Genomic DNA, 24,830 nt, shown 5'->3' with positions numbered 1-24,830 from the left:
GCCAATTTATGTCAACATTATTGACCTAAATTGGCATGCTTTTTGAGCACTGGACGATACGTCAATCGCATCACCCAACGTCAGTTTCTGCCGTCTGCCCTGCCCTTGGCCGGCAAGGGCAGGCAAACGTAACTGTTACATCCTTGCTCCCTGCACACCGGCGGAGCAGAGTCCCCGCCGACCACCGATTGCCTTCATCAGCCCAAGCCTCGGTCATCCACGCCGATATGGAGCAACGTGCCATGAGCAAGCATCCGGTAAGCAATAAGGAACAGAGTGAACAGCCCTTGAGCGTCAGCCGCCGCGACCTGTTGCTTGGCGGCAGTGCGCTGGCCGCAGCCGCCCTGACGGTTTCGGCAACTTCCGCCAGCGCCCAGCAATCGACGGCTCCAGCCGCCGGCGGCGGCAAGCCGAACATCCTGATGATCATGGGCGACGATATCGGCTGGTTTAACCCCAGCATCTACCATCGCGGCATGATGGGCTATCGAACCCCCAATATCGACCGCATCGGCAATGAAGGCGCGATGTTCACCGACTGGTATGGCGAGCAGAGCTGCACCGCCGGGCGCGCCGCCTTCATCACCGGTCAGTCGCCGATCCGCACGGGCCTCACCAAGGTCGGCCTGCCTGGCGCCGATCTCGGCCTGCAGGCTGAGGATCCGACCGTTGCCGAATTCCTGAAGGCGCAGGGTTATGCCACCGGCCAGTTCGGCAAGAACCATCTGGGCGACAAGGACGAGTTCCTGCCGACCAATCACGGCTTCGACGAATTCTTCGGCAACCTCTACCACCTCAACGCCGAGGAGGAACCCGAGAACCCGGATTATCCGAAAAACCCGGAGTTCAAGAAGCGCTTTGGCCCGCGCGGCGTCATCCACTCCTTCGCCGATGGCCGCATCGAGGATACGGGCGCGCTGACGAAGAAGCGCATGGAAACGGTCGACGGCGAGTTCCTGGCGGCAGCACTCGACTTCATCGACCGCCAGCACAATGCCCAGAAACCCTGGTTCTGCTACTTCAACTCCACCCGCATGCACGTCAACACCCATCTGAAAGCGGAATCCGAGGGCAAGACCGGCAAGGGCGTCTATGCCGACGGCATGGTCGAACATGACGGCATGGTCGGCGAACTCCTGAAGAAGCTCGACGATCTCGGCCTGGTCGAAAACACCATCGTCGTCTACACCACCGACAACGGCGCCGAGGTGATGACCTGGCCGGATGGCGGCAACACGCCGTTCCGCGGCGAGAAGGCGACCAACTGGGAAGGCGGCTACCGTGTGCCCACCTGCATCCGCTGGCCGGGCGTGATCAAGCCGAACACCGTCTACAACGAGATGTTCTCGCATTACGACCTGATCCCGACCTTCTGCGCGGCAGCGGGCGAACCCGACATTGTCGCCAAGTGCAAGACCGGCTACCAGGCCGGCAGCAAGAGCTTCAAGGTGCATCTCGACGGCTACAACCTGATGCCCTTCTTCCGCGGCGAGGTGAACGACGGCCCGCGGCGCGATTTCCTCTACTGGAACGACGACGGCGAACTGGTCTCCGTGCGCATCCAGGACTGGAAGGTGGTCTTCAAGGCACAGGAAAGCACCGGTATCGGTGTCTGGCGCGACGCGTTCACCGATCTGCGCGCGCCGAAACTCTTCAACCTGAGGGCCGATCCCTTCGAGCGCGGCGATGAATCGATCGAATACGAAAAGTGGTTCTTCGACCGCGCCTTTGTCGTTGTCCCCTCGCAGGCGCTGGTGGCGCAATGGCTCGAAAGCTTCAAGGAGTTCCCGATCCGCCAGAAGCCGGCGAGCTTCAACCTCGACGACGTGATGGACAAGCTGTCGAACGCCAAGCAGTAGGCTTCAGACCAGCCGCTCCCGTCCCCGCCCGGCAAACCGCGCGGGGGCGGCCTCCGCTCCGAACCGCCGACACGCCGGAGCCGCCACAAAGAGCAGCCGGAGACGGAGCCCGAGCATGACGGCGCCGGCGAAGCGTTCCTGCCGGACGATGCGGCGCAGCGCGCGCTTAAGCATTGATCGCGTCATCTCTCTCCACATCGCAGAGCCGGCAGCCTCCATCGCAGACCGGGAAAGCACCGGCGAAACAAACAGTTTCGCCGCGACCGGTGTCGCCGGGACTGGCCATGGCGCCGACGGTTCGATGAGAAGGGACGCAACAGATGCGCTGCGCACAAGTGCAGGGCACGTCGCTTTCCGCTACACCTCTGCTGCACTCGACAGAAAAGAGCAGCAATGGCAAACCCCGACCCCGACGACACCCTCGCCTTCTACCGTGACAATGCCGCAACCTATGCGGCGCGTGAGCGCAAGCCGCCGACCGCGCGCCTCGCCGCCTTCATGGACCGCCTGCCTACAGGCGCCGTCGCGCTCGATCTCGGCTGCGGCGGCGGTCACGACAGCCTCATCATGCTTCAGCACGGTCTCGATATCGCCGCCTGCGACGGCTCGGCGGCGCTCGCCCGCGCAGCGGAGCTCAGGATCGGCCGCAAGGTCGAGGTGATCCGGTTTCAGGAGATCGACTGGCGGGATCGTTTTGACGGCATCTGGGCTGAGGCCTCGCTGCTGCATGTGCCGCGCGCCGAACTCACCGACGTTCTCGACCGCGTTCGCCGGGCGCTGAAGCCGGGCGGTTTCCTGCATGCAAGCTTCAAGGCCGGCGAGGCCGAAGGGCACGACCGCTTCGGCCGCTACTTCAACTATCCCTCGGTCGAATGGCTGCGCACCCGCTTCGAAGCGGCCGGCTGGTCGGAGATTGAGATCGAAGAGGCGGATGGTAGCGGTTACGACGGCGAGCCGACCCGCTGGCTGCATGTCGAGGCGACCCGCTCAGCCTGAAAGCCGCTCTGCCTGAAAGCCGCGCTGGCCGCCAATACGATACCGCGAGGGCCCGGCGATCGGCCCCGCCGGAAGGCGCGCCGCACCTGCGACCTCATGTCAAAGGCCGAACCGGCATCAGCGCCGTGCCTTTACCAGACGCGTCCTTGACCGACGTGGACATGTCCGGCAACAGCCCGCCCGGCTGCCGCTTGTCGCCTCAGGCCTCGCGACTGAAGTAACTCAGGATCAGAAGCGTGCAGATCGCAGCAACGATCGCGGCGTCGAAAAGTGCAAAATGCTCGAAGAATGAGAGCATGGCATGTCCTCCTTCCAACTAAACCTATGAGAGCACATATCTTTCTCTTTTGAAAGAAAAAACCGACAATATACTGAACATCATCGAATATTACTCGGAACTATTATTGCCACGCAGCATTTTCTCTTCCGCGATGCACAATGGCATTTTCGCTGTCTTCCGCTGACATGGGCGTAGGAAGCCGCCTCCGCAGGCAAGCGCGGAAGGACTTGATTTCCCACCATCTCCCGCGGTTGAGCGGGGTACCCGCAAGGGCCGGCCCGGCACCAACCGGCATTGCCGGTGCGGCCGCAGGCGGGCAGCTGGCCGTCAGGCAAAACCCGACCCCGCCCTCCCCGCCACGCCGATTGACGACGCTACCGGGAGGTGTAGATATTAGAGACGTCGAATAAAACGACCCGCCATCCGACGGGCCGGCTTTCCAGGAGGTATACATGTCTGGACTGCAAGCGGGCCACGCGAGCACGAACGCTCGTGACCTTGAAACGACCGAGGCGACCAAAGGCGGGACGAGGCTGACGCGCCGACAGGCGCTGCTCGGCGGAGCGGCAGCGGTCGCCCTTGCCGCGGGCCTGCCTTCGGGTCTTGGCGGCATCTCGGCGACCCCTGCCCGCGCCGACGGCACGACGCCTCCGAACATCGTCTACATCATCGCCGACGACCTCGGCTGGGCCGATCTCGGTTTCCGCGGCTCCGACATCAGGACGCCCAACCTCGACAAGCTGGCCGAAACCGGTGTTGTCTTCGACGAATTCTACACCCAGCCCATGTGCACACCGACCCGTGCCGCCTTCCTCACCGGCCGCTACCCGTTGCGCTATGGGCTGCAGACCGGCGTGATCCCGGCCGCCGGATCCTATGGCCTTGCGCTCGACGAATATCTCTTGTCCCAGGCCCTGAAGGAGGCCGGCTACAGGACGGCGCTCGTCGGCAAGTGGCATCTCGGCCATGCCAAGCCGGAGTTCTGGCCGAAACAGCGCGGCTTCGACACGTTCTACGGCGCGCTGGTCGGCGAGATCGACCATTTCAAGCATTCGTCACACGGCGTGAAGGACTGGTACCGTGGCAACAAGCCGCTGGAGGAAACCGGGTTCGACAACAGCCTTTTTGCCGACGAGGCGGCGAAGGTGGTCGAAGGCCACGACCCCAAGGCGCCGCTGTTCCTCTATCTTGCCTTCACCGCGCCGCACACGCCGTTCCAGGCGCCACAGGAGTATCTCGACCGCTACAAGCACATTGCCGACGAAAACCGGCGCGCCTATGCGGCGATGATCTCGGTGGTGGACGATGGCGTCGGCAAACTGATGGCGGCGCTCGAAAAGAAGGGCATGCGCGACAATACACTGATCGTCTTTCACAGCGACAATGGCGGCGTGACCAGTTCGCTCTTTGCCGGCGACAGCAAGGTGAGCGGTGGGCTGCCGGCCGATAACGGCCCCTATCGCGACGGCAAGGGCACGCTCTACGAAGGCGGCACCCGTGTCAGCGCCCTTGCCAACTGGCCGAAGATGATCAGGCCCGGAAAGCTCAAGGGCATGGTCCACGTGGTCGACATGTATCCGACGCTGGCGGCGATCGCCGGCGCCCCGCTCGACGAGAACAAACCCCTCGACGGCGTCAATCTCTGGGGATCCCTGGTCGAGGGCAAGCCCTCGCCGCGGGCCGAGGTGGTCTACAATGTCGACCCGCTGGCGGGCGCCGTGCGCAGGGACAAGTGGAAGCTGATCTGGAAGGCGGCCCTGCCGCAGAAAATTGAGCTCTTCGACCTTTCCTCCGACCCCTACGAGACCAAGGATCTCTCGGCCGAAAGCGAAGACCGGGTGCGCGAACTGCAGGACCGGATCACCGACCTCGCCGGCGAGATGGTCCAGCCGCTGCTTCTGATGGACGCGACACGGCTCACCTTCTACGCCCCACCGATCGCCGCCGATCCCGCGACGCTGTTCAACCTTGGCGACTGATCGCCAGAGCAATTCCAGGAAAAGTGTGGAAGCGTTTTCCGTGCGGAAGTCATTTCACTGTATCGATGAAACAGTGAAATGATTTTACGAGAGTCATGCCGGACGAATGCGAACGCTGGCGTTCAGCCCTCAGAGCGCCGGACTATTCCCGTCACCCATCGCCCGGCCTCGAAAAGCCACCGGCGAAGTCATAGCCGCTGCTGATGCGCGCCCTCAGCGCGGAATTGTCGATCCACGTCTGGATCTCAGCTGTCATGGGGCCAGGAAGACAACCTCCGAAAGGACGACAACAACGTGCAGCGCCGTCATTTCGGGCCAGCCCATGGCGGTGTCGTGATGGCCGATCCATGCGGCGGGGCTGCTGTAGTCGATGACACCGCGGGCGCTCCCCTCCGATCCGTTCACGAAGAACCGGTAGGAAAGGACGCCGGGATCACCTTCGGCCGCGACCCTGTTCGCCAAAGCGGCGATCGCGCGCTCAAACCGGTCGGGCGGTGCCTTCAGCTAATAAAGGGATCGTGAGGCGGTCGCTGGTCAAATTTGCCCTTCGCTTGCGAGATTGCTGCTGCCCCTGTCGCCGGCAACCCGCGCCGGCACCGTCGTCGTGCCCGCACGTCAGCTCCTGCGGCGCTCCGATCAGCCGGCCGGCTGGACCGATTTCACGCTGCCGGCCGTGTCGACGATGCAGGTGAACTTGCGACCGCCGGCGTCGAGATCGACGTTGTAGGAGGTCGCATCGAGCGCCCGCGAGCTCGTCGGCAGCACCTTGGTACTGTCGACCTGGGCCGCACCGGCGACAGCGTGGGCGCACAGCAGTTGCAGGTCGGCCGGGGCCGTCTGCAGGCTAGTGCGCGCCATGTCCTCCGGTTTTGGCGGCGACTGGCAGCCGGCGATGACGGCGAGCACGGCAGCCGCCAGAAGAAAGCCTTTCGAACGCAACATCCCCTCGCTCACCGCGTCTCCTCCCCTTCGGCGCTTTCGCCGGATCTTGAACCTGTCACTGCCTTCAATCGAGCCGCCGCCTTTGCCCCCGGCAACCGCTCGAAATCCTCTCGAAAACGCCCCGAACACACCTGTCCCGAGGCCGTGCAACAACCGGGACCGTCAGACGCCCTTGTAGAGCGCCGCCCCCTGCATCAGCACGATCACCTTGGCGCCGATCTCGACGCGCGAATGCAGGTCGACGATATCGTCGTTGTTCATGCGGATGCAGCCGGAGGAGACGTCGAGCCCGATGGTCCATGGCTCGACCGTGCCGTGGATGCGGTAGATCGTGTCCTGGTCGCCTTCGTAGAGATAGAGCGCGCGGGCACCGAGCGGATTGTCCGGGCCGCCGGGCATGCCGGCCGCCCATTTGGCGGCGTTCGGGTCGCGCGCCACCATTTCGGCCGGTGGCGTCCAGGTCGGCCATTCGGCGGTACGCCCGACGCGCACGATGCCCGCCCAGCCGAAACCCTCGCGCCCGACGCCGATGCCGTAGCGGACCGCCTGCCCGCCCGGCTGCACGAGATAGAGAAAATGCTGGTTGCCGTCGATGATGATCGTGCCCGGCTTTTCCGCCGTGCGGAACGGCACCACCTGCCGGCGAAAGGCTTCCGGCACCTGGTTGGTGCGGGCGAAATATTGCCGCGCCTTCTTCTTGTCGTAGTCCACCCACTTCTTGGTGCGGGCGTCGTAGATCTGCGTCTGGGCAAGGGCTGCCAGCGGCCCGAGGCAGAGCGCCGCGACGACGAGGCCGAGGCCGACCCGGCGGCCGCGCGACGAGGAACGGTCGGCTTTCGCGATATCTGCCCTGTCGGTCATGGCTTTGCCCACCCGTCTATGCGGGCCGCATTGTCCTCGGCCCATTTCCTGGCATAGTCGGCCGGCGTCTGCCGTTCGACCTCGAGCGCGTAGCTCATCTTCGTCACTTCCTCGGGCGAGAAATCCACCTTGTCGAGGAACTTCACCACATCGGGATGCTTCTTGCCGAAGGCGGTGGCGTAGGCGATCTGGAAATGCGCCGCCTCCCAGGCGGTCGAGGCGCTCGATTTCGACACCCACAGCGGGTCGCTCGGCGGCAGGATCTTCCATTTGGCGGCATCGTGCGGCGGTTCTTCGAGCCTGACAATCGGGTGCAGCTCGAACACGTGGTGCGGTGCATAGCAGTAAAACACCATCGGCCGTTCGGTCGCGACCGCAGCGTCCACCGCCGCCATCGCCACCTCTTCCTCCGCCTCAAACAGGGTCAGGTTCGCGCCATAGCCGTAGCCCGCCGCCCGTGCCCGCTCGATGCCGGTCGAAAGCCAGGTCTGGGCGCCGATCCACATCTCGCCCTTGCCGTCGCCGTCGGTGTCGAGGACCCTGGTCTTTTCCGCGTCGCTGAGATCGCCGACCGTCTTGATCGTCTTTGCAGCTTCAGGCGTCGCGCAGAGCCCCTGCCAGGCGGGCACGCTACGCTCGGTCAGCTTGCCCACACCCTTCTCGGTCACGTATTTGCGAACGACATCCTCGAAGTTCGGCCGCCACACTTCCGGCTGGATGTCGACCGTGCCGGCCTCGAAGCCGACGAAGGCATTGAGCGTGCCCAGCTCCTTGACCTCGGCGGTGAGGCCGAATTTCTTCGCAATGCCTTCCTTCAGGATGTTCGCCGTCGCCTGGCCGGACGGCCAGTTCGGCATGGCGATCACCAGATCGGCGGCAAAGCTCGGCAGCGCCACTGAAGCGGCAAGACAGGCGGCCAGCGCCGCCGGCAGAACCCTCGACTTTCCCTTCACAGTCCCCTCCGGCCTCGATTGATCGATGCGAATGACGTCGTGAATGCGTATCAGGAATGCGTCGTGTGCCGGGCGCCAAGGGACGCTGCGGCCATGCGGATCTGTCAGATATGGCCCAAAGCCGGGGCGTTCCCTCCGCCATCGGCCGGCTTCTCATGCTGGCCGGCAGGATGCATAGAACCGCGGCTTTCGTCAACGACGGACGATCACACGTTGTGGGTTGCCTTGCGCGGAAAACCTGGGAGCGGGGCCGGACACCCTGCATGTCCGGCCCCGCCTCCATCAGGCGGCCTCTGCGTCGGTTGCCCGACGCCGGTCGCCGATGCTGCGATTTGCGGCGGAAGAGCCCGCCTCGCGCCGCTCGGTGCGGCGGTTGAGCTGGAAGCGGTTCACCAGCTCGGTCAGCCGCTGCGCGCCTTCCGCCAGCCGGACGCTGACGTCGGCGGTGCGGTCCACCATGCTGGCGTTCTTCTGGGTCATGGCGTCGATATCGTTGACCGCCCCGTTGATGTCGCCAAGGCCGGCCGTCTGCTCGGTCGCCGCCGTCGCGATCGCCTCGATGCGCGTGTCGATCGACGCGACATAGTCCTCGATTTCCTTCAGCGCGTTGCCGGTATCGCCGACAAGGCGCACGCCTTCGGCGACCTCAGAGACGGAATTGTGGATCAGCGCCTTGATCTCCTTGGCGGCCTTGGCCGAGCGCTGCGCAAGCTCGCGCACCTCGGAGGCAACGACCGCAAAGCCCTTGCCAGCCTCGCCCGCCCGCGCGGCCTCCACGCCGGCATTGAGCGCCAGGAGATTGGTCTGGAAGGCAATCTCGTCGATCACGCCGATGATCTGGCTGATCTCCTCGGAAGCCGCCTTGATGCGCTGCATGGCCGTCACGGCGTCCTGCACCACCGCGGACGAGGCGTGCGCCGACTGGCGCGCGCTCTGCACCAGCGCGCGTGTCTGCTGGGTGTTTTCCGTCGAGGTGCGCACGGTGACGGTCGCCTGTTCCAGTGCTGCCGACGTCTGCTCGAGGGCTGCTGCCTGCTGGCGCGTGCGGTCGGCGAGATGCTCGGCCGCATCCTTCATCTCATGGCTGTCGTTGTTGAGCGCGCGGGTCTGGTTGAGCACCGCCGAGAGCGTTTCCTGGAACATGCCGATCGAGGTGTTGAAATCGCGCCGGAGGCCTTCAAGTTCACCGGCGAAAGGCTCGTCCAGCGTCATGCGGATATTGCATTCGGCAAGGCGCCCAAGTCCCGCACCGATCTCCCTGACCGCAAAGACCCGGTCGGAAACGTCGACCGCGAACTTGACCACCTTCGAAACGCGCCCGGCATCGTCGAGGATCGGGTTGTAGGACGCCTGGATGAAGACGGTGCGCCCGCCCTTGCCGATGCGCATGAACTGGTCGGTGGCAAAGCGCCCGGCTGAAAGATCCCGCCAGAAGGCTGCGTAATCGGGCGAGTGCGCGTAGGCCGGCTCGCAGAACATGGAGTGATGACGGCCGACGATCTCGTTCAGCGCGTAGCCCATGGTCGACAGAAAATTCTCGTTGGCGGTGATGATCTCGCCCGAAGGCGTGAACTCGATGACCGCCTGGGCACGCGACAGCGCGTCGATCTTGCCCTGGTCGTCCGCGCTCTTTGCCCTGGTCGCGGTGATGTCGGTTGCGAACTTCACCACCTTGTAGGGTGTCTTGCCCCTGAAGACCGGATTGTAGGAGGCCTCGATCCAGATTTCGCGGCCGCCCTTGCCGATGCGCTTGTATTGCTGGCTGTCGTACTCGCCGCGGGAAAGCCGCGCCCAGAAGTCGCGATAGGCGCTCGACGCCGCCTCCTCCGGCAGTACGAACATGCGGTGGTGCCGGCCGACGATTTCGTTCAGCGCATAGCCCATGGCCTGGCAGAAATTCTCGTTGGCTGTGAGGATATTACCGTTGAGATCAAATTCGATGATCGCCTGCGACCGGTTGATCGCATCGAGGATGGCTTTGGCATCAGATGTGAGGAATGACGGCAGGCCAGACATGGGAAAGCGGAGCCTCATAGCTAACAAATTGAAAATGGATGCATGCAAATTCTAGCTATTCGTATGATAAATTTCTTAAGCGATGGTTTTCGCAACCGCTCGTTTTTGCTTCCATTTTGGTTGGATTGGGGCGTTTTTCGCACGGCCCGCGACAGCGCCGCCTGCGATGCAACTCAGCATGGAAAAGACGGTCATCGCCGCTTTTCAGGGCCGGTGGCCCGTGACTACCAGTTACCGGGGTCAGCCGTATGATCGACGCCGGAAAATTCGTCCGCCTCGTCCCGGTCGAGCGTCAGGCTGGTCGCCTTGCCGGCGACATCGGTGACCGCGTAGGTGAGCGGCGCCGCCTCACGGGTCAGAAACTGATACATCAGCAGGGCGGCCTCCTCGGCGCTGTCGGCTTCGAACTCCCTGACGACGCTGACTGAGAATTTGTGCATGACGTGACCCTGCCCTCATTGCCCGGAACGCTCGGACGAACGCTACGATAGGAAATGGCGCGCATTCGTCCGGCGTCAATGCGCAAAGGTCAATGCGTGACCGGCCCGTCCACCATCTTCCAGGCGGCAATGCCGCCCTCGATGTGGCAGGCGCTGGAGATGCCGGCGGCCTGGGCCGCCTCGACCGCCATGGCCGAGCGCTCGCCGAAGGCACAGTAAAAGACGATGCGTTTTCCGGTCGCCTCCGCCAGTTCGTTGAGCACGCCGCCGGCTGCGATGTTTTCCTGCAGGTTGGAATAGGGTGCATGCAGCGAGCCGGGAATGGTGCCGTGTTTTTCACGCTCCGACCTTTCGCGCAGGTCGACGAGCGCGATCCTGGCGTGCCCGCACAGTGCCAGCGCCTCCTTGGCGGAAAGCGCCCAGCCGCGTCGCGCGATCTCGTCCTGGTGCAGGCCGATATGTACATTGGCCGGCACCGCGACATCCATCATCTTCGGGTTCGGCAGGTTGAGGTTGTTCATCAGATCGACATACTCATCGACCGACTTGACGCTCAGGCGCGGGTTGAAGCGCTTCTCCTCGCCGATGGTCGACACCGTGTCGCCCTTGTAGTCATGCGCCGGATAGACCAGCGTCTCCTCGGGCAGCTTCAGGAGCTTGTTGAAGATCGAGTCGTATTGCTGGCGCGGGTCGCCGTTCTGGAAATCGGTGCGTCCGGTGCCGCGGATGAGCAGCGTGTCGCCGGTAAAGACCCGCCGGCCGAAATCGCTCCCCATCAGGAAGGAATAGGAATCGTCCGTATGGCCGGGCGTGTAGAGCACGTCGAGGCTGAGCCCCTCGATCGACACCCGGTCGCCCTCCGTAACCCGCATCGAGACGACGTCGGCTGCCGTCTGCTCGCCCATGACGGTGATGCAGTGGGTCTGGTCGCGCAGCGCCCCGAGCCCGGTGATATGATCGGCATGCAGATGCGTGTCGACGGCTTTGACCAACTTCAGGTCGAGTTCGCGCACGAGCTGCAGGTAGCGCTCGACCTTGTCGAGAACCGGGTCGATGATCAGCGCTTCGCCGCCCTGGCGGCTGGCGATCAGGTAGGTATAGGTGCCGGACACGCTGTCGAACAATTGCCGGAAGATCATCGGCGGCTCCCATGCAGAGGATAACGCGGCTTCCAATCGTGGCGCATTGCGGCGCGGTTGGGTCAGGCAAGTTGCCCCTCATCCGCGCGGTGAGGAAGGCCCCTCATCCGCCTGCCGGCACCTTCTCCCCGCAAGCGGGGCGAAGGGACGTTGCCGCACGCCCCGAGTTTCTCGCTATCGTCGCTGCGACAAGCAACTTTGCATGGCGACCGCTCCCAGCCCGGACTTCGAGACATCGACGAAGCTCGGGCCGGGCGGGTGCCACATGTCCCTTCTCCCCGCGGGCGGGGAGAAGGTGCCGGCAGGCGGATGAGGGGCATCCTCACCGCGCCGCGCCGAATGTCAGCCGCCTCAGCCCTTCGGCTGCGGCACGATGCGGATATAGGGCTTCGGCGCCTTCCAGCCGTCCGGATAGACCTTGCGGGCGTCGTCATCGCTGACGGAGCCGGCGATGATCACGTCGTCGCCCTGCTTCCAGTTCACCGGCGTCGCCACCTTGTGCTTGGCGGTCAGCTGCAGCGAGTCGATCACCCGCAGCACCTCGTCGAAGTTGCGGCCCGTCGTCATCGGATAGATCAGGATCAGCTTGATCTTCTTGTCCGGGCCGACGACGAAGACGTTGCGCACCGTCTGGTTGTCGGCGGGCGTGCGCTGCGTCGGATCGCCGGAAACCGGCGCCGGCAGCATGCCGTAGAGCTTCGACACGGTGTAGTCGACATCGGCGATCATCGGGAAATTCGGCGCGTGGCCCTGCGTTTCCTCGATGTCGGCCGCCCAGCCGGCGTGGCGGTCGAGCGGATCAACGGAAAGGCCGATGATCTTGACGCCGCGCTTGTCGAATTCCGGCTTGATGCGCGCCATGTAGCCGAGCTCGGTCGTGCAGACCGGGGTGAAGTCCTTCGGATGCGAGAACAGCACCGCCCAGGAATCGCCGATCCAGTCGTGAAACCGGATCGTGCCATCGGTCGTCCCCACCTCGAAATCCGGTGCGAGATCATTAATTGCAAGCGTCACGATACCCTCCAGTTGTCTATCATCGCCGCGCCCGAATGGGCACGGTCTCTGCAGTCTCATTGTTGGCAGCACGCGCTGTCCGCCAAGGCGTCATAAGGTCGCTGTTCGTCTCTGGTTTCGTCCACGTCCAGCGCTCCGGCCGAAACGTTCCGAAGACAAAATCCCTTATAAAATCAGATTATTACAATTACGTTCGTCGGGCGACGGACCCGTCGGCGCCATGATGCGCCGTCCAGTGTGCCACTTTTGCCGCCCAAGGCAACCGGAAAGACCGATGGCGGCTTCCCGCACCGGCCGCCTACCTCAGAAGCGCGCCATAGGTCGCCAGGTCGACATTGCCGCCGCTCAAGACGATGCCGACGCGCTTGCCGGCGCAGGGGATCACGCCCTGGAGCACGGCCGCCGCCGCAAGGCACCCGGTCGGCTCGACGACGATCTTCATGCGCTCGCCGAAAAAGCGCATGGTCTCGACGAGCTGCGCGTCACTGACCGTGACGATTTCATTGACGCTGCGCTGGATGATCGGAAAATTGGTCCGCCCGACGCTCGGCGTCAGGGCGCCGTCGGCGATCGACTTCGGGATCTTGATCTCGACGATCTTGCCCTGGCGAAGCGATTGCTGGCCGTCGTTTCCGGCCTCCGGTTCGACGCCGACGAGCATTGCGCCCGGCGAGCGCTCGCCGGCGCTGAGCGCCGTGCCGGCAAGCAGGCCACCGCCGCCAAGCGGCGTGACGATCAGGTCGAGTTCGCCGACCTCCTCGATCAGTTCCAGAGCCGCCGTCCCCTGGCCCGCGATCACGTCGGCGTGGTCGAAGGGCGGGATCAGCACGGCGCCGCGCTCGGCCGCCAGCTTGGCGCTGATGGCGCTGCGGTCCTCCGCGTAGCGGTCATAGAACACCACGTCGGCGCCATATCCGCGGGTCGCCGCGACCTTCATTTCGGGCGCATCGCTCGGCATCACGATGGTCGCGGCCACACCCTGCAGCCGCGCCGCATAGGCGATCGCCTGGGCGTGATTGCCGGAGGAAAAGGCAACGACGCCCTGCCGCGATCCGCTCTCCCTCAGGGCGGCGATCGCGTTGTAGGCGCCGCGAAACTTGAAGGCGCCGCCGCGCTGCAGGTTCTCCGCCTTGAAGAACAGGCGGGCACCGGTCGCGGCATCCGCCGTGCGCGCAGTCAGCACCGGTGTCCGGTGCGCAACCCCGGCAATGCGGCCCCTGGCCTTCTGCACGTCATCGAATGTCGGAATTCGCATTGCCTCGCCTGCCGCTGAAACTGCCATCGAGTCGCCCCCTGAGCCCGCCACGTCGAAGGCTATTAAAGACGGTCATGCAAGGCAAGGATGTCGGCTTCATCCCCCATTTTTGGACGGGCTTGGGGATCCGGCCCGGTAGTGATCGACAGCGAAGCTGAAGAGCACCTTGAGCATGAAGAGGCCGGCGACAGCCGCCATCGGCGGCGTCAGCCCGGGGATGAGCGGCAGAAAGGCAAGGCCGAGCGAAAGCAGCACGCCGGCGACGAAAGTCTGCGCCGCGCGGCCGGCCAGCAGATTGACGGCCGTCGCGGCTGAGATCGTATAGGCCCAGACGACGATTGCCGGACCAAGTCCGCTGCCGAGAAGCCATGCGACGGCGACAACATGCACGTGGATGGCGATGAAGACCGAGCGATTGCGCGGACGCGCGGCGTAGAAATCGTTGGTCGACGGCGTGAAATTGGCAACGCACCCGGCGGCGATATCGAGCACGAGGAGAACGGCGAGCGCCGCACGCCAGAAGGACACGGCGGCCAGAACCGGCCACACCGACAGCGCAAAGGCGACGGCAACGGTGAGGCCGAAGAGGACGATTGCCAGCAGATAGATCGGCGGCTGCGCCTTGCCGAAGACATCGTGGAGATGCGGATGAATGGAAACTGTCTTCATGACCGTCCTGCGCCACGAGCCCAAATGATGGCGCACTATGGCCGGGTGGGTTCGATAGGCAAGCGGCTAACGGTAACGACGTGCCGTCACGCCGGATGCGACGCACCGGATGGCGGCGAGACGCGTGGCCCGCCCGGACCGTGATGGCGCGCGTTCACCCCCGATTGCCGGTGATGTCACCGAGAACCGCCGCAAGCGCCGCGATGCCGCTCGCGATCTCCGTCTCGGTGAGGCTCGCATAGCCCATGACGATCCCCGCCCGGTCGGGCCGGCCGCCGGCAGACGCATAAAGCGGCGCGACCGGATAAAGCCCGATGCCGGCCGCCCGCGCCTTTTCGACAAGCACGGCTTCGAGCGCGCTATCCAGCCGCTCGAACCAGACCACGACATGCAGCCCGGCATCGGCGCCCGATATGCTCACCGCATCGCCAAGTACTGCCTTCAAGGCAGCGAGCAGCGCCTCGCGCCGCCGGCCATTGCTGCGCCGGCTGCGGCGGATATGACGCTCATAGGCACCATCGACAATCATCGCCGAAAGCGCCTCCTGCTCGAGAACGGGCGAATGGCGGTCGATCAGCTGCTTGGCGGCGGCAAAGGCCGGCCGGAGCGGCGGCGGCACGACCAGATAGCCAAGCCGCAGCATCGGCGACAGGCTCTTGGAAATGGTGCCGAGATAAAGCACGTTCTCGGCATCCGCCATGGTCTGGAGCGGCGGGATCGGCTGGATGTCGTAGCGATATTCGCCGTCGTAATCGTCCTCGATCACATAGGCGCCGGTCCGCCCGGACCAGGACAGCAGCGCCTGCCGTCGCCGCGCCGAAAGCACGCCGCCGAGCGGAAACTGGTGCGAGGGCGTGACATAGGCGAGCCTCGCGTCGCCGACGCCGTCGAGCAAGTCCGTCTTCAGCCCCTCCTCGTCGACCGCCACCGGAACGACATAAGCGCCGGCCGAGGCAAACACGCGCCGCGCCATGACATAACCGGGATCCTCCATCACCACCCGGTCGCCCGGATCGACGAGCACGCGGGCGGCAAGGTCCAGCCCCTGCTGCGAGCCGTTGACGATGATGATCTGGCCGGGATCGCAGCGAAGCCCCCGCGCACGCCAGAGATAGGCCTGAAGCGCTGCGCGCAGGTTCGCAGAACCGCTCGGATCGTCATAGGCAAGGCGCGGCCGCCTTCGCCTGAGCGCCGCATTCACCGCCTGCCGCCAGGCCGCATCCGGAAAATCCGCAGCTGACAGATCGCCATAGCGAAAATCGGCGATCGGCCCGGCGGACGCCGGCGGCAACCATGTCGGCCCGTCCGCGAGGCTCGTGCCGAACCGCGATAGGCGCGCCTCTGCTGCCAGCCCCTGTCCGGATGGTGTTTGTGTTGAGCCTGACGGGCTTGCCTGCCTGCGCGCCGTCGGCTGCTGCCGCTCGAGCGGCGCAACGCGCGACCGCGCACCCTGCCGGCTTTCCAGATAGCCCTCGGAAAGAAGTTGTTCGTAGGCCGCCGTGACGGTGGTGCGCGATACGCCGAGTTCGGCGGCAAGCGCGCGGGTCGATGGCAGCCAGGCCCTCGCCGCATAGGTGCCGTCAAGGATCTGCGCCTTCAGCGCCTCATAGATGCGCCGCGTGGCTCCACCCCTCGCCCGGCCGTCTCCATGCATCAACTGGCCCACTCATTTATAGGAGAACTGGATATTCGCGTCAGTCCAGTTTGCAACTATCAAAGGCCAAGCACAAGGAGCGCGACGATGTACACACCCCCGGCCTTCAAGGAAGAAGCATTGAGCGTCCTGCACGACATCATCGATGCCGCCTCGCTTTCGACCCTGGTGACGGCAACCGCCGAGGGTCTGCTCGCAACGCCGTTGCCCTTGCTGCTCGACCGGAGCGAGGGTCCGAATGGCACGCTCTACGGCCATATCGCCCGCGCCAACCCACAGGGCGCGATGTCGGTCATCGGCAAGGCCATGGCGATCTTCGCAGGCGCGGACGCCTATGTGTCGCCCTCCTGGTACGCCTCCAAACGCGAGCACGGCAAGGTGGTGCCGACCTGGAACTATGTCGCCGTACACGCCTATGGCGAGCCTGAGTTCTTCACCGACGAGCACCGGCTGCTCGATGTCGTCACCCGCATGACGAACCGCCACGAGGCCGGACGTGCCGAGCCCTGGCGCGTGGATGACGCGCCGGCCGCCTTCGTCAAGGCCCAGCTGCGCGGCATCATCGGCCTGCGCCTGCCGATCGACCGGCTCGACGGCAAGCGCAAGATGAGCCAGAACCGCAGCGCCGATGACCGGGCGGGCGTTGCGGCCGGGCTTGCAGCAAGCGAGCGCGCGGGAGACCGCCTCGTCGCGGAAGAAATCCCGGCCTGACGCGGCATTCCGGCAGCGATAAGAACGCCTCGCCGCCGACGCGCGGCACCCCGGGGCGTTTCGTCCGGTGGCCGTGATATTGTCCTTCAACTTTTCCGCGCAAGGCCCTAAAACGTTACCCTGACAAGGCCGCGCATCCGCAAGACGAGGTGTAAACAGCATGCCATCGCTCGAAATCCTCCTCACCTTCTTCGTCACCACGGCGATCTTCGCCTATATCCCGGGCCCGGCCATGCTTTATGCCGCCGCCCAGACCGTGGCGCGCGGTCGTCTTGCCGGCCTGATGGCCTCGCTCGGCATCCATATCGGCTGCTATGTGCATGTCTTTGCCGCCGCAGCCGGGCTTTCCATCCTGTTTCATGCGGTGCCGACGCTTTATATGGTGGTGAAGCTTGCGGGTGCCGTCTATCTCGTCTGGCTCGGCTTCACGCTGATGCGCGCCAAGGCGAGCGGCGAAGACGGAATGCCGTTGGTGGAGGCGAAATCGGCGCGCCGCGCCTTCTTCGAGAGCATCACCGTCGAAGTGCTGAACCCGAAAACGGCGATCTTCTTCATCGCCTTCCTGCCGCAGTTTACCGATGTTTCCGCTGCCTTTCCGGTGTGGCTGCAGTTCCTGCTGCTCGGCATGGTGGCCAACCTGCTCTTTTCCTCCGCCGACCTCGTCTGCGTGTTTCTGGCCGGCGCCGTCGTGTCGAGAATGCGCCGCTCGGGCAAGGCGCAGCGCCTGATGCAACGGGCCGGCGGCACGGTGCTGATCGGGCTCGGGGCCCATCTCGCCCTGCAGCGGACCTGACGGCGCGCGGTATCGCGTCCTGACGCCGGTCGGCTGCGTCTTGCGCGGCGGCATGGTGCAGTTATCATGCGCCGAGGCCATCGGGGGGACAGGCGCATGGGAGAAGGCGGCCAAAGAGCGCGCACCACGGGTGCGGATATCCTTGTCGACACGCTGCTGGCAAATGACGTGAATGTCTGCTTCGCCAACCCCGGCACATCGGAAATGCACTTCGTCGCAGCCCTTGATCGAAAGCCGCAGATGCGCTGCATCCTCGGCCTTGCCGAAGGCGTCGGCCGCGACCCTGCTGCACACCGGACCGGGCCTCGCCAACAGCCTAGCCAACCTGCACAATGCGCGGCGCGCCCGCACGCCTGTGCTCAACATCGTCGGCGATCACGCCTCCTATCACCTGGCGCTCGATGCACCGCTCACCAGCGATATCGAGGGCCTCGCCCGGCCGATGTCGAACTGGGTGCGGCGGGCGAAGGATGCCGGCGATGTCGGCCCGACGGCGGCCGCCGCCTATCGCGCCTCCCTGTCGCCACCGGGCGTCGCCACCATGATCCTGCCGGCAGACGCGTCTTGGGCGCCGCTGTCGGCTGACGCGCCGCCTGAAAAGGTGCTCCTCGAAGCGCCGTCGCCCGCGAGCCCCGAGACCGTCCGTGAGGTGGCCCGCCTCATCCGTTCGAATCCTGCAGGGGTCGCCATGGTCTTGAGCGGGGAAGCCGCAAAGGCAGAAAGCCTTGCCGTTGCCGGGCGGATTGCTGCGGCCTCAAATATCGAGCTGTTCAACGAGGTCCTCGTTGCCCACGCTCAGCGCGGTCGCGGGCGGGTGGCGCCGCGGCGGATCCCCTACCCGATCGACATGGCGCTGGAGACACTCAAGGACGTCAAGGTGCTGATCCTCGTCGGCGCGCCGGAGCCGGTGGCCTTCTTTGCCTATCCGGGAAAGCCGGGCCGGCTGGTTCCGGAAGGCAGCGCCGTCGTCACGCTTGCCCGCCACGGCGAAGACCTCAAGGCGTCGCTCGAAGCGCTGCGCGACGAACTCGGAATCAGCGCGACCCATCCTCTGCCGGCGCTGGCGGCAGCCTCCGACGAAGGCGAGCCGACGGGCACGCTCACCGAGGACGCGATTGCCGTCATCGTCGCCCACAAGGTGCCGGAGGATGCCATCGTCTGCGACGAGGCGGCCACCTCGGCCCGTCGATATTTCGCCCTTTCGGCCTTTTCGGCCCCGCACGACTTCATCATGCAGACCGGCGGCGCCATCGGCGGAGGCATCCCGCTTGCGACCGGGGCCGCGATCGCCTGCCCGGATCGCAAGGTGATCTGCCTGGAGGCGGACGGCTGCGCCATGTACAACATTCAAGGCTTGTGGACGCAGGCGCGCGAAGATCTCGACGTCGTCACCGTGATCTTTTCCAACCGCACCTACGCCATCCTGCATGCCGAAATGCGCAACGTCGGCGTTGAAGAGATCGGCACGAACGCCCGCCGCATGCTGAACCTCGATCAGCCGGCGCTCGACTGGGTATCGCTGGCCCGCGGCTTCGGCGTCGAGGCCGCGATCGCCACCTCCTGCGAAGCCTTCGCGGCCCTCTTCGATGCGGCACTCTCGCGCCGCGGCCCGTTCCTTATCGAGGCAAGGCTGGCGTAGTCTCAAGTTCACGCCGCGGACTGACGCGGCGTGAGGCGCTAGGGAAGAGGCATCCACGCGAGCGAAACCGCCCCCCTCACAGTCGGCCGCCGTGTCGTCACAAACGCTGCTCTGGGAGCGATCCGCTCGCCACAAAGTCCCGTCTCCCTGCCTTCGGAGAGAGGGTGGCCGGCAGGCCGGATGACGGGCGATTTTCAGCGCGTTCAGCCGCCAAAACCCCGAAAGTCACAGCCTAACAAATTGAATACATTCGATATTAATCAATACAACCGCCGCAAACTTGCAACGGCGAACTTCGCGCTTATATTAGCGACGCCCTAGGTTAGCGATCATCTCATTTGAGTCGTATTTCAGTTTTGGGCCCCCTTCACCCGGCAGTCCCTTGCCGGTGGACCAACGAAGGAGACACTTCATGTCCTTTAAGAAAGACCTACATAAAGCTCCGGGCGCAAATCTGTCCCGCGTCAAAATCGGAGCCGCAATCAAACGTTCGCGTGAAACCGCCGGCTACTCGGTCGATGACCTCTCGGTCACGACGGGCCTGACGGAAATCGAAATATCCAAGATCGAACTTGGCGCCGATACCGATCCCGCCAAGCTGCAGCGCATCGCCGCCGCCTTGCAGGTCTCGCCGCAGACCTTCACCGCCTGACCAAGGCGGGCGGTGCGCAAGAAAAAAGCGCGCCGCCGCCTGCCCCTTCCAAGCCTTTTCGCGCCCCCAAGCGAACCTCCGGGTCTGCCGCTGGTCAAGGCCCGGCCGTCACCGTCGCGGAACGCGCGGCGCCGCAAACGGTCGGCCGCCGGACGCCCCTTGAAGAGCCCGGATTTCAGTCCTCAACCAGCGAAATAAGGCGCCAATAGACAGAAAAAATGCGCACGAAAAACCCGCCATTTCAGGCTTTTGGCGATGGTTTCCCCTCGATGCGGAACTGAATAATCCGATATTTTCATTGAGTTTCGAAAAGTATCGTCTATATATCACCCCATCGAATATTGCTTGTGACCTTTGACGCGGCGCTTTTGCGCGGCCAGATCTCCTCTCAAATATCGATCAACGCCAGAGAAGTATTTTCTGGCAAACTCAACGATTGAAAGGAAATCGTCATGGCTTCAGGCACTGTAAAATGGTTCAACGGCACCAAGGGTTTCGGCTTCATTCAGCCTGACGACGGCAGCACCGATGTGTTCGTTCACATCTCTGCAGTCGAGCGCGCCGGCATGCGTTCGCTCGCCGAAGGCCAGAAGGTGACCTACGATGTGGTTGCCGACCGCAAGTCGGGCAAGAGCTCGGCTGACAATCTCAAGTCGGCCTAAGCACAATTTGTCATTCGCCCTCCTCTGACCACGGATGAACTGGCAGGGAGGCGCTTGAATGACGGGAAGAGGTCGGGAAACAACCCGACCTTTTTGCGTCTTGGGGCCTTTCATGCCCAGGACGGGACGTCCGACCACCGCGTCGACATAGATCAAGTCCGGGACCGCAAGCCGGCCCGACAGACAGGTGCACGCGCCGGATCCGCGCCGCCACCGACAAACAGGAGAACACGTTTTGCAGGTACTCGTCAGGGATAACAACGTCGACCAGGCATTGCGCGTCTTGAAGAAGAAGATGCAGCGCGAAGGCCTGTTTCGCGAATTCAAGGCACGCAGCAGCTACGAGAAGCCGTCGGAAAAGCGCGCACGCGAAAAGGCCGAAGCCATCCGCCGCCAGCGCAAGCTGACGCGCAAGAAGCTTCAGCGCGAAGGCCTGCTGCCGGCACCCAAGCGCGCCGTACGCCCCCGCTGAGGTCTCGCTCGGTCGGCAAGAGCGCCCGGCTCAGGCGATATCACCGAGGACGGACATACGTCCGGTGAGAATGGGCGTCTGGCATGAATGGGCTTGGATCCTTGTGCGCTGCTGTGAACGCGGCGTTCAAGGAACGCCCGCTTCAGGAGACACGTCATGAAGCCAACCCCGGAAGCCGCGTTCAAACCGGCCAGAACATCGGCCAGCGACAAAGCGGCCGCGACCGACCATACGGCGCGCACGATCGTCGCCGCCGAGAAGGTCGCACGCGACAAGAAGACCGAGAAGCTCAAGGCGCAGCGCCTGGAGCGTGCCGCCGCCGAAACGGCGACGGCCTCGACGGACACGGTGAAGCCGTCGCGAAACTCCCCTAAGACAAAATAGAGGTGAGGATGCTGCAAACGCTGGCAAACAAGATCCCCCGATACGACTACGCTTCGGCGGCAATCAAGACGTCGCTCGCGCTTTCGCTGCTGTTCGTTGCAGGCATGGTCCTCAACGGCCTGGTATGGTAGCCAAGCGTCGCAACTGACTGGTCGCCGCACCGATCTCTGGATTTGACGGCTGGCGACCCGCGGTCGCTCCCCTTCCCGGTTTGCACCTGGTTGCGAGGGGCTGGCAGCTGAGGGAAAATTGCCCCTCGATGGGTCAAGGTCGCGCCCCGGCAAACCAACCGGGGCGGGCGCGTTGACCCGACAGACCGGTATCGCCAAGTCCAAGGCGCCCTCAATGGAACATCCCATGCCGCTTCACATCGAAACACCCCTGATCGAATCCGTGCCGCTCGGCCTTGCGTCCGGTCGCCCCGTCTTTCTGAAGATGGAGGCGCTGCAGCCGCCGGGCTCGTTCAAGATCCGCGGCGTCGGCGCCGCCTGCGAAGTCCACGCCGCATCCGGCAAGCGCCGCTTCGTCTCGTCGTCCGGCGGCAATGCCGGCATGGCGGTCGCCTATGCCGGGCGCCGCCTCTCGATCCCGGTCTCCGTCTTCGTTCCCGAAACGACGACCGAGCGGGCAAGAAGCCTGATCCGCCAGCAGGGCGCCGAGGTGATCGTGCACGGCGCCGCCTGGGACGAGGCGAATGCCGCCGCCCTTGCCTCCGTCGATGCCGATACCGCCTTCATCCATCCATTCGACGACCCCTTGCTCTGGACCGGGCACGCGACTGTTATCGACGAGGTCGTCAAGTCCGGTCTCGCCTTCGATGCCGTGGTGCTGTCGGTCGGCGGTGGCGGGCTGTTTGCCGGCGTGGCCGAGGGGCTTCAGCGCAACGGCCTTGCTCATGTGCCGATCCTTGCCGTCGAAACCGAAGGCACCGCATCGCTCGCCGCCTCGATCGACGCGGGCGCGCTCACGGAACTCCCGTCCGTCAGCGGCATCGCCACCTCGCTTGCCGCCCGCAAGGTCAGCGAGCGCGCCTTTGAACTCTCACAGACCCGCCCCGTCGAAAGCGTCGTCGTCAGCGACGCGGATGCAGCAACGGCCTGCATCCGTTTCCTCGACGATCACCGCGTGCTGGTCGAGCCCGCCTGCGGCGCAGCCCTTTCGGTCGCCTACACCCATGCCGACCGACTGGCCGCGCACGCACGCATCCTGATCATCGTGTGCGGCGGCGCCACCACCACCGTCGAGCGGCTACAGGCCTGGCAGGAGTTTTGACAGCGCCACGGGAGCCTTCGACACGGCTCATTACGTCCGCCTCAGGAGGTAACGACAACGTCGATGAATGCCATCAGCATGCGCGGAATCTTGGATGAGGCATCAACCAGAAACGACAGGTCGGCGTTGGTTCCGTTGCCGGCTCCGATGCGGTCCGCTGCAGCCTTCGCCTTTACCGTGAGCGCCAGTAACTGCTTCAGAAGATCGTTCTGTGTAGAGAGCGGAGCGGTAAACAACTGTGTCTGGATAAGCAAGGAGAGATCCTTTTTGCTGATATCCTGGGAAAAGCGTTTCTCGTCTGTCAGCAATGTGAGTGCTTCGATGGCCGTTTGGTAGCTGGAGGCCGCTGATTTCATTGCCGCGAGCAGTTGCTCATCTTCGCCATTGACGATCGCCAGCAGGGCCTTGCCTATCTGACAATTGCCTTCCTCGAGGCTCATTACTGCTTTGCCAGTCACGTCTCCTTCGTCGACACGTCGTCTTACGTCTCTGAACCGCTCACGCTTGTATTTAATCAAGCCAATCTGATCTTTCGGCGGCTGCTCGCTGGGTGTCTCCTGCGCGAATGCGAACCGGGGATCCGGCAGCAAAGATAAGGCCGTAGAGAGCAAAAGCGCGCCACAACCCAGCAACCACGCTCTTCTGGAGCTGCCATTTCTCGACATGTTTCCTCTCCCTTGGCAAGCTGGGCGCGACTACTGGGTGTTTTTCTCACAAATGGCTCGTGTGTCCGCCAGCGGGTCGTCGACATCTTTAAAGAAATTCTCGTCCTTCAATCGTCTGCAATATCTGCTGATGAACGCCTGCCATCCGTTCACAAATCCGCCGTCCTCATGAAGGTCGTTCGCGATCACAAACGCGCTGTTGAAATCGAACAATCTGTTCGTCAGTTCGTCTGCGCTTGCCATTGCGGCTTCGGTGAGCTTGTTTGCCACCAGGATCTGAACCTCATAGCGGTTCTTCGCATCAGTAGCCGCCAAGGTGCTTTTCAGCGCGTCGCCGGCGATCTTGTTCGAGTAGGTCGTCAGTCCTGCGGCCAGAAAGGCGGCAAGCATCGAAAGCACGGCAATCGTTGTGGTGACGCGGCTTTCGCCGCCTGCATTTCGCGCATCACGTCCGTCGTTCAAGAAAACCCGGTGAGAGTTCGCGGCTCTCAGTACAGCCTCGTTCGCAATGAGCGCATCAGCTTTGTCGCTGTCGATCGTCACCCTGCCATCGGCTTCCCTCCTGTACATGGAGGACTTGGCCAAGGCCACTCCGAGCTCTGCGAGAAGAGAGCTGCTATATCGCTTCGTACGTTCGCTCACGTACTCGTCGATCGTCATACGGCCCATCGCGCCCCTCCGAAGACACGCAGGATCAAGCCGGCAAATATGTCAGAATACCAATATATTCGCAATTACTAATTGATTATCCGCGACGATACCACCGAGCACGCCACCGGCAACGCTCACGGCTCCGCCCAACGAAAAAAGCCGGAGCAATCGCCCCGGCTTTCTTCATTCATCCGTTCGATAAGGCTTAGTTCTTCGCCTTGTCGACCAGCTTGTTCTTGCCGATCCAGGGCATCATGCCGCGAAGCTTCGCGCCGACTTCCTCGATCTGGTGGTTGTCGTTGACGCGGCGGATGCCCTTGAAGCGGGCCGCACCCGACTTGTACTCCTGCATCCACTCCGAGGTGAACTTGCCGGTCTGGATGTCCTTGAGGACACGCTTCATCTCGGCCTTGGTTTCTTCGGTGATGATGCGCGGGCCGGTGACGTATTCGCCCCACTCGGCCGTGTTCGAGATCGAGTAGTTCATGTTGGCGATGCCGCCTTCATAGATCAGGTCGACGATCAGCTTCACTTCGTGCAGGCACTCGAAGTATGCCATTTCCGGAGCGTAGCCGCCTTCGACCAGCGTTTCGAAGCCGGCGCGGATGAGCTCGACGAGACCGCCGCACAGAACGACCTGTTCGCCGAAGAGGTCGGTTTCGCACTCTTCCTTGAAGTTGGTTTCGATGATGCCCGAACGGCCGCCGCCGACGCCGCAGGCGTAGGAGAGTGCGAGGTCAAGGGCGTTGCCCGAAGCGTCCTGGTGAACGGCAACGAGGCAGGGAACGCCGCCGCCCTTCTGGTATTCGCCGCGAACCGTGTGGCCCGGGCCCTTCGGCGCGATCATGACGACGTCGAGCGAAGCCTTCGGC

The 24,830-nt window shown here is 63.9% G+C and carries 25 protein-coding genes and 1 pseudogene; 12 read left to right on the top strand and 14 right to left on the bottom strand.

Features of this window, described 5'->3' with window-relative positions; genetic code table 11:
- The first annotated feature begins 242 nt into the window (after positions 1 to 242).
- The 3 genes from VGO12_RS07245 to VGO12_RS07235 all read left to right on the top strand — a co-directional run bounded on the left by VGO12_RS07245 (position 243) and on the right by VGO12_RS07235 (position 5,114).
- Positions 243 to 1,859: an arylsulfatase gene (locus tag VGO12_RS07245; protein WP_327512044.1), complete on the top strand. Its 1,617-nt coding sequence runs from the start codon at positions 243 to 245 to the stop codon at positions 1,857 to 1,859.
- Between the two features lie 393 nt (positions 1,860 to 2,252).
- On the top strand, positions 2,253 to 2,855 hold the full coding sequence (locus tag VGO12_RS07240) for a class I SAM-dependent methyltransferase (RefSeq protein WP_327512043.1): 603 nt from the start codon (positions 2,253 to 2,255) through the stop codon (positions 2,853 to 2,855).
- 732 nt (positions 2,856 to 3,587) lie between these two features.
- A complete protein-coding gene (locus VGO12_RS07235) occupies positions 3,588 to 5,114 on the top strand; it encodes an arylsulfatase (RefSeq protein WP_327512042.1) in 1,527 nt (508 codons plus the stop codon).
- A 252-nt stretch (positions 5,115 to 5,366) separates the two neighbouring features.
- Here VGO12_RS07235 and VGO12_RS07230 read toward each other — a convergent pair whose 3' ends face one another.
- The 11 genes from VGO12_RS07230 to VGO12_RS07180 all read right to left on the bottom strand — a co-directional run bounded on the left by VGO12_RS07230 (position 5,367) and on the right by VGO12_RS07180 (position 16,057).
- On the bottom strand, positions 5,367 to 5,576 hold the full coding sequence (locus VGO12_RS07230) for a hypothetical protein (RefSeq protein ID WP_327512041.1): 210 nt from the start codon (positions 5,574 to 5,576) through the stop codon (positions 5,367 to 5,369).
- A gap of 174 nt (positions 5,577 to 5,750) precedes the next feature.
- Positions 5,751 to 6,056 (bottom strand): hypothetical protein, encoded by a 306-nt coding sequence (locus tag VGO12_RS07225; protein ID WP_327512040.1) that lies wholly within the window; start codon positions 6,054 to 6,056, stop codon positions 5,751 to 5,753.
- A gap of 162 nt (positions 6,057 to 6,218) precedes the next feature.
- On the bottom strand, positions 6,219 to 6,917 hold the full coding sequence (locus tag VGO12_RS07220) for a L,D-transpeptidase (RefSeq protein ID WP_327512039.1): 699 nt from the start codon (positions 6,915 to 6,917) through the stop codon (positions 6,219 to 6,221).
- Positions 6,914 to 7,870: a glycine betaine ABC transporter substrate-binding protein gene (locus VGO12_RS07215; RefSeq protein WP_327512038.1), complete on the bottom strand. Its 957-nt coding sequence runs from the start codon at positions 7,868 to 7,870 to the stop codon at positions 6,914 to 6,916. The genes VGO12_RS07220 and VGO12_RS07215 overlap by 4 nt, the downstream gene beginning before the upstream one ends.
- Before the next feature lie 282 nt (positions 7,871 to 8,152).
- Complete coding sequence (locus VGO12_RS07210) at positions 8,153 to 9,886, bottom strand: methyl-accepting chemotaxis protein (RefSeq protein ID WP_327512037.1); 1,734 nt, start codon at positions 9,884 to 9,886, stop codon at positions 8,153 to 8,155.
- Positions 9,887 to 10,110: 224 nt separating this feature from the next.
- Positions 10,111 to 10,326 carry a hypothetical protein gene (locus tag VGO12_RS07205; RefSeq protein ID WP_327512036.1) on the bottom strand — a complete coding sequence of 72 codons (216 nt, stop codon included), beginning with the start codon at positions 10,324 to 10,326 and terminating at the stop codon, positions 10,111 to 10,113.
- A gap of 89 nt (positions 10,327 to 10,415) precedes the next feature.
- Positions 10,416 to 11,465 carry an MBL fold metallo-hydrolase gene (locus tag VGO12_RS07200; RefSeq protein ID WP_327512035.1) on the bottom strand — a complete coding sequence of 350 codons (1,050 nt, stop codon included), beginning with the start codon at positions 11,463 to 11,465 and terminating at the stop codon, positions 10,416 to 10,418.
- Positions 11,466 to 11,816: 351 nt separating this feature from the next.
- A complete protein-coding gene (locus tag VGO12_RS07195) occupies positions 11,817 to 12,479 on the bottom strand; it encodes a peroxiredoxin (protein WP_327512034.1) in 663 nt (220 codons plus the stop codon).
- Between the two features lie 298 nt (positions 12,480 to 12,777).
- A complete protein-coding gene (locus tag VGO12_RS07190; protein WP_414650686.1) occupies positions 12,778 to 13,761 on the bottom strand; it encodes a threo-3-hydroxy-L-aspartate ammonia-lyase in 984 nt (327 codons plus the stop codon).
- 69 nt (positions 13,762 to 13,830) lie between these two features.
- Complete coding sequence (locus tag VGO12_RS07185) at positions 13,831 to 14,403, bottom strand: hypothetical protein (protein ID WP_327512033.1); 573 nt, start codon at positions 14,401 to 14,403, stop codon at positions 13,831 to 13,833.
- 154 nt (positions 14,404 to 14,557) lie between these two features.
- Complete coding sequence (locus tag VGO12_RS07180; protein WP_327512097.1) at positions 14,558 to 16,057, bottom strand: PLP-dependent aminotransferase family protein; 1,500 nt, start codon at positions 16,055 to 16,057, stop codon at positions 14,558 to 14,560.
- A gap of 87 nt (positions 16,058 to 16,144) precedes the next feature.
- Here VGO12_RS07180 and VGO12_RS07175 point away from each other — a divergent pair, with 87 nt between their 5' ends.
- From VGO12_RS07175 to VGO12_RS07135, 9 genes and pseudogenes are all read left to right on the top strand, one after another.
- Positions 16,145 to 16,768, top strand: coding sequence for an FMN-binding negative transcriptional regulator (locus VGO12_RS07175; protein ID WP_327512032.1), 624 nt, complete (start codon positions 16,145 to 16,147; stop codon positions 16,766 to 16,768).
- Positions 16,769 to 16,928: 160 nt separating this feature from the next.
- The gene (locus VGO12_RS07170) at positions 16,929 to 17,561 is read left to right on the top strand and encodes a LysE family translocator (RefSeq protein ID WP_327512031.1); all 633 of its coding nucleotides are present in this window, start codon (positions 16,929 to 16,931) and stop codon (positions 17,559 to 17,561) included.
- A 96-nt stretch (positions 17,562 to 17,657) separates the two neighbouring features.
- Positions 17,658 to 19,200, top strand: a pseudogene (locus VGO12_RS07165) (acetolactate synthase large subunit).
- Between the two features lie 412 nt (positions 19,201 to 19,612).
- Positions 19,613 to 19,852, top strand: a complete 240-nt coding sequence (locus VGO12_RS07160; RefSeq protein ID WP_327512030.1) for a helix-turn-helix transcriptional regulator — start codon at positions 19,613 to 19,615, stop codon at positions 19,850 to 19,852.
- Positions 19,853 to 20,304: 452 nt separating this feature from the next.
- Positions 20,305 to 20,514, top strand: a complete 210-nt coding sequence (locus VGO12_RS07155; protein WP_327512029.1) for a cold-shock protein — start codon at positions 20,305 to 20,307, stop codon at positions 20,512 to 20,514.
- A gap of 235 nt (positions 20,515 to 20,749) precedes the next feature.
- Positions 20,750 to 20,986: a 30S ribosomal protein S21 gene (rpsU, locus tag VGO12_RS07150; RefSeq protein WP_327512028.1), complete on the top strand. Its 237-nt coding sequence runs from the start codon at positions 20,750 to 20,752 to the stop codon at positions 20,984 to 20,986.
- Between the two features lie 156 nt (positions 20,987 to 21,142).
- Positions 21,143 to 21,370, top strand: coding sequence for a hypothetical protein (locus tag VGO12_RS07145; protein WP_327512027.1), 228 nt, complete (start codon positions 21,143 to 21,145; stop codon positions 21,368 to 21,370).
- An 8-nt stretch (positions 21,371 to 21,378) separates the two neighbouring features.
- A complete protein-coding gene (locus VGO12_RS07140; protein ID WP_327512026.1) occupies positions 21,379 to 21,501 on the top strand; it encodes a hypothetical protein in 123 nt (40 codons plus the stop codon).
- 226 nt (positions 21,502 to 21,727) lie between these two features.
- Complete coding sequence (locus tag VGO12_RS07135; protein WP_327512025.1) at positions 21,728 to 22,642, top strand: pyridoxal-phosphate dependent enzyme; 915 nt, start codon at positions 21,728 to 21,730, stop codon at positions 22,640 to 22,642.
- A gap of 41 nt (positions 22,643 to 22,683) precedes the next feature.
- Here VGO12_RS07135 and VGO12_RS07130 read toward each other — a convergent pair whose 3' ends face one another.
- The 3 genes from VGO12_RS07130 to ilvC form a co-directional block, all read right to left on the bottom strand.
- On the bottom strand, positions 22,684 to 23,307 hold the full coding sequence (locus VGO12_RS07130; RefSeq protein ID WP_327512024.1) for a hypothetical protein: 624 nt from the start codon (positions 23,305 to 23,307) through the stop codon (positions 22,684 to 22,686).
- A 30-nt stretch (positions 23,308 to 23,337) separates the two neighbouring features.
- Positions 23,338 to 23,976 (bottom strand): hypothetical protein, encoded by a 639-nt coding sequence (locus VGO12_RS07125; RefSeq protein WP_327512023.1) that lies wholly within the window; start codon positions 23,974 to 23,976, stop codon positions 23,338 to 23,340.
- Positions 23,977 to 24,163: 187 nt separating this feature from the next.
- Positions 24,164 to 24,830: ketol-acid reductoisomerase (gene ilvC / locus VGO12_RS07120; protein WP_327495824.1), on the bottom strand; the 667-nt coding region annotated here is incomplete at its 5' end.

The organism is Ensifer sp. (assembly GCF_035999135.1).
Taxonomy (GTDB): domain Bacteria; phylum Pseudomonadota; class Alphaproteobacteria; order Rhizobiales; family Rhizobiaceae; genus Ensifer.
Note: the sequence above shows the minus strand (reverse complement) of the source record. Positions and strands in the feature narration are given on the sequence as shown.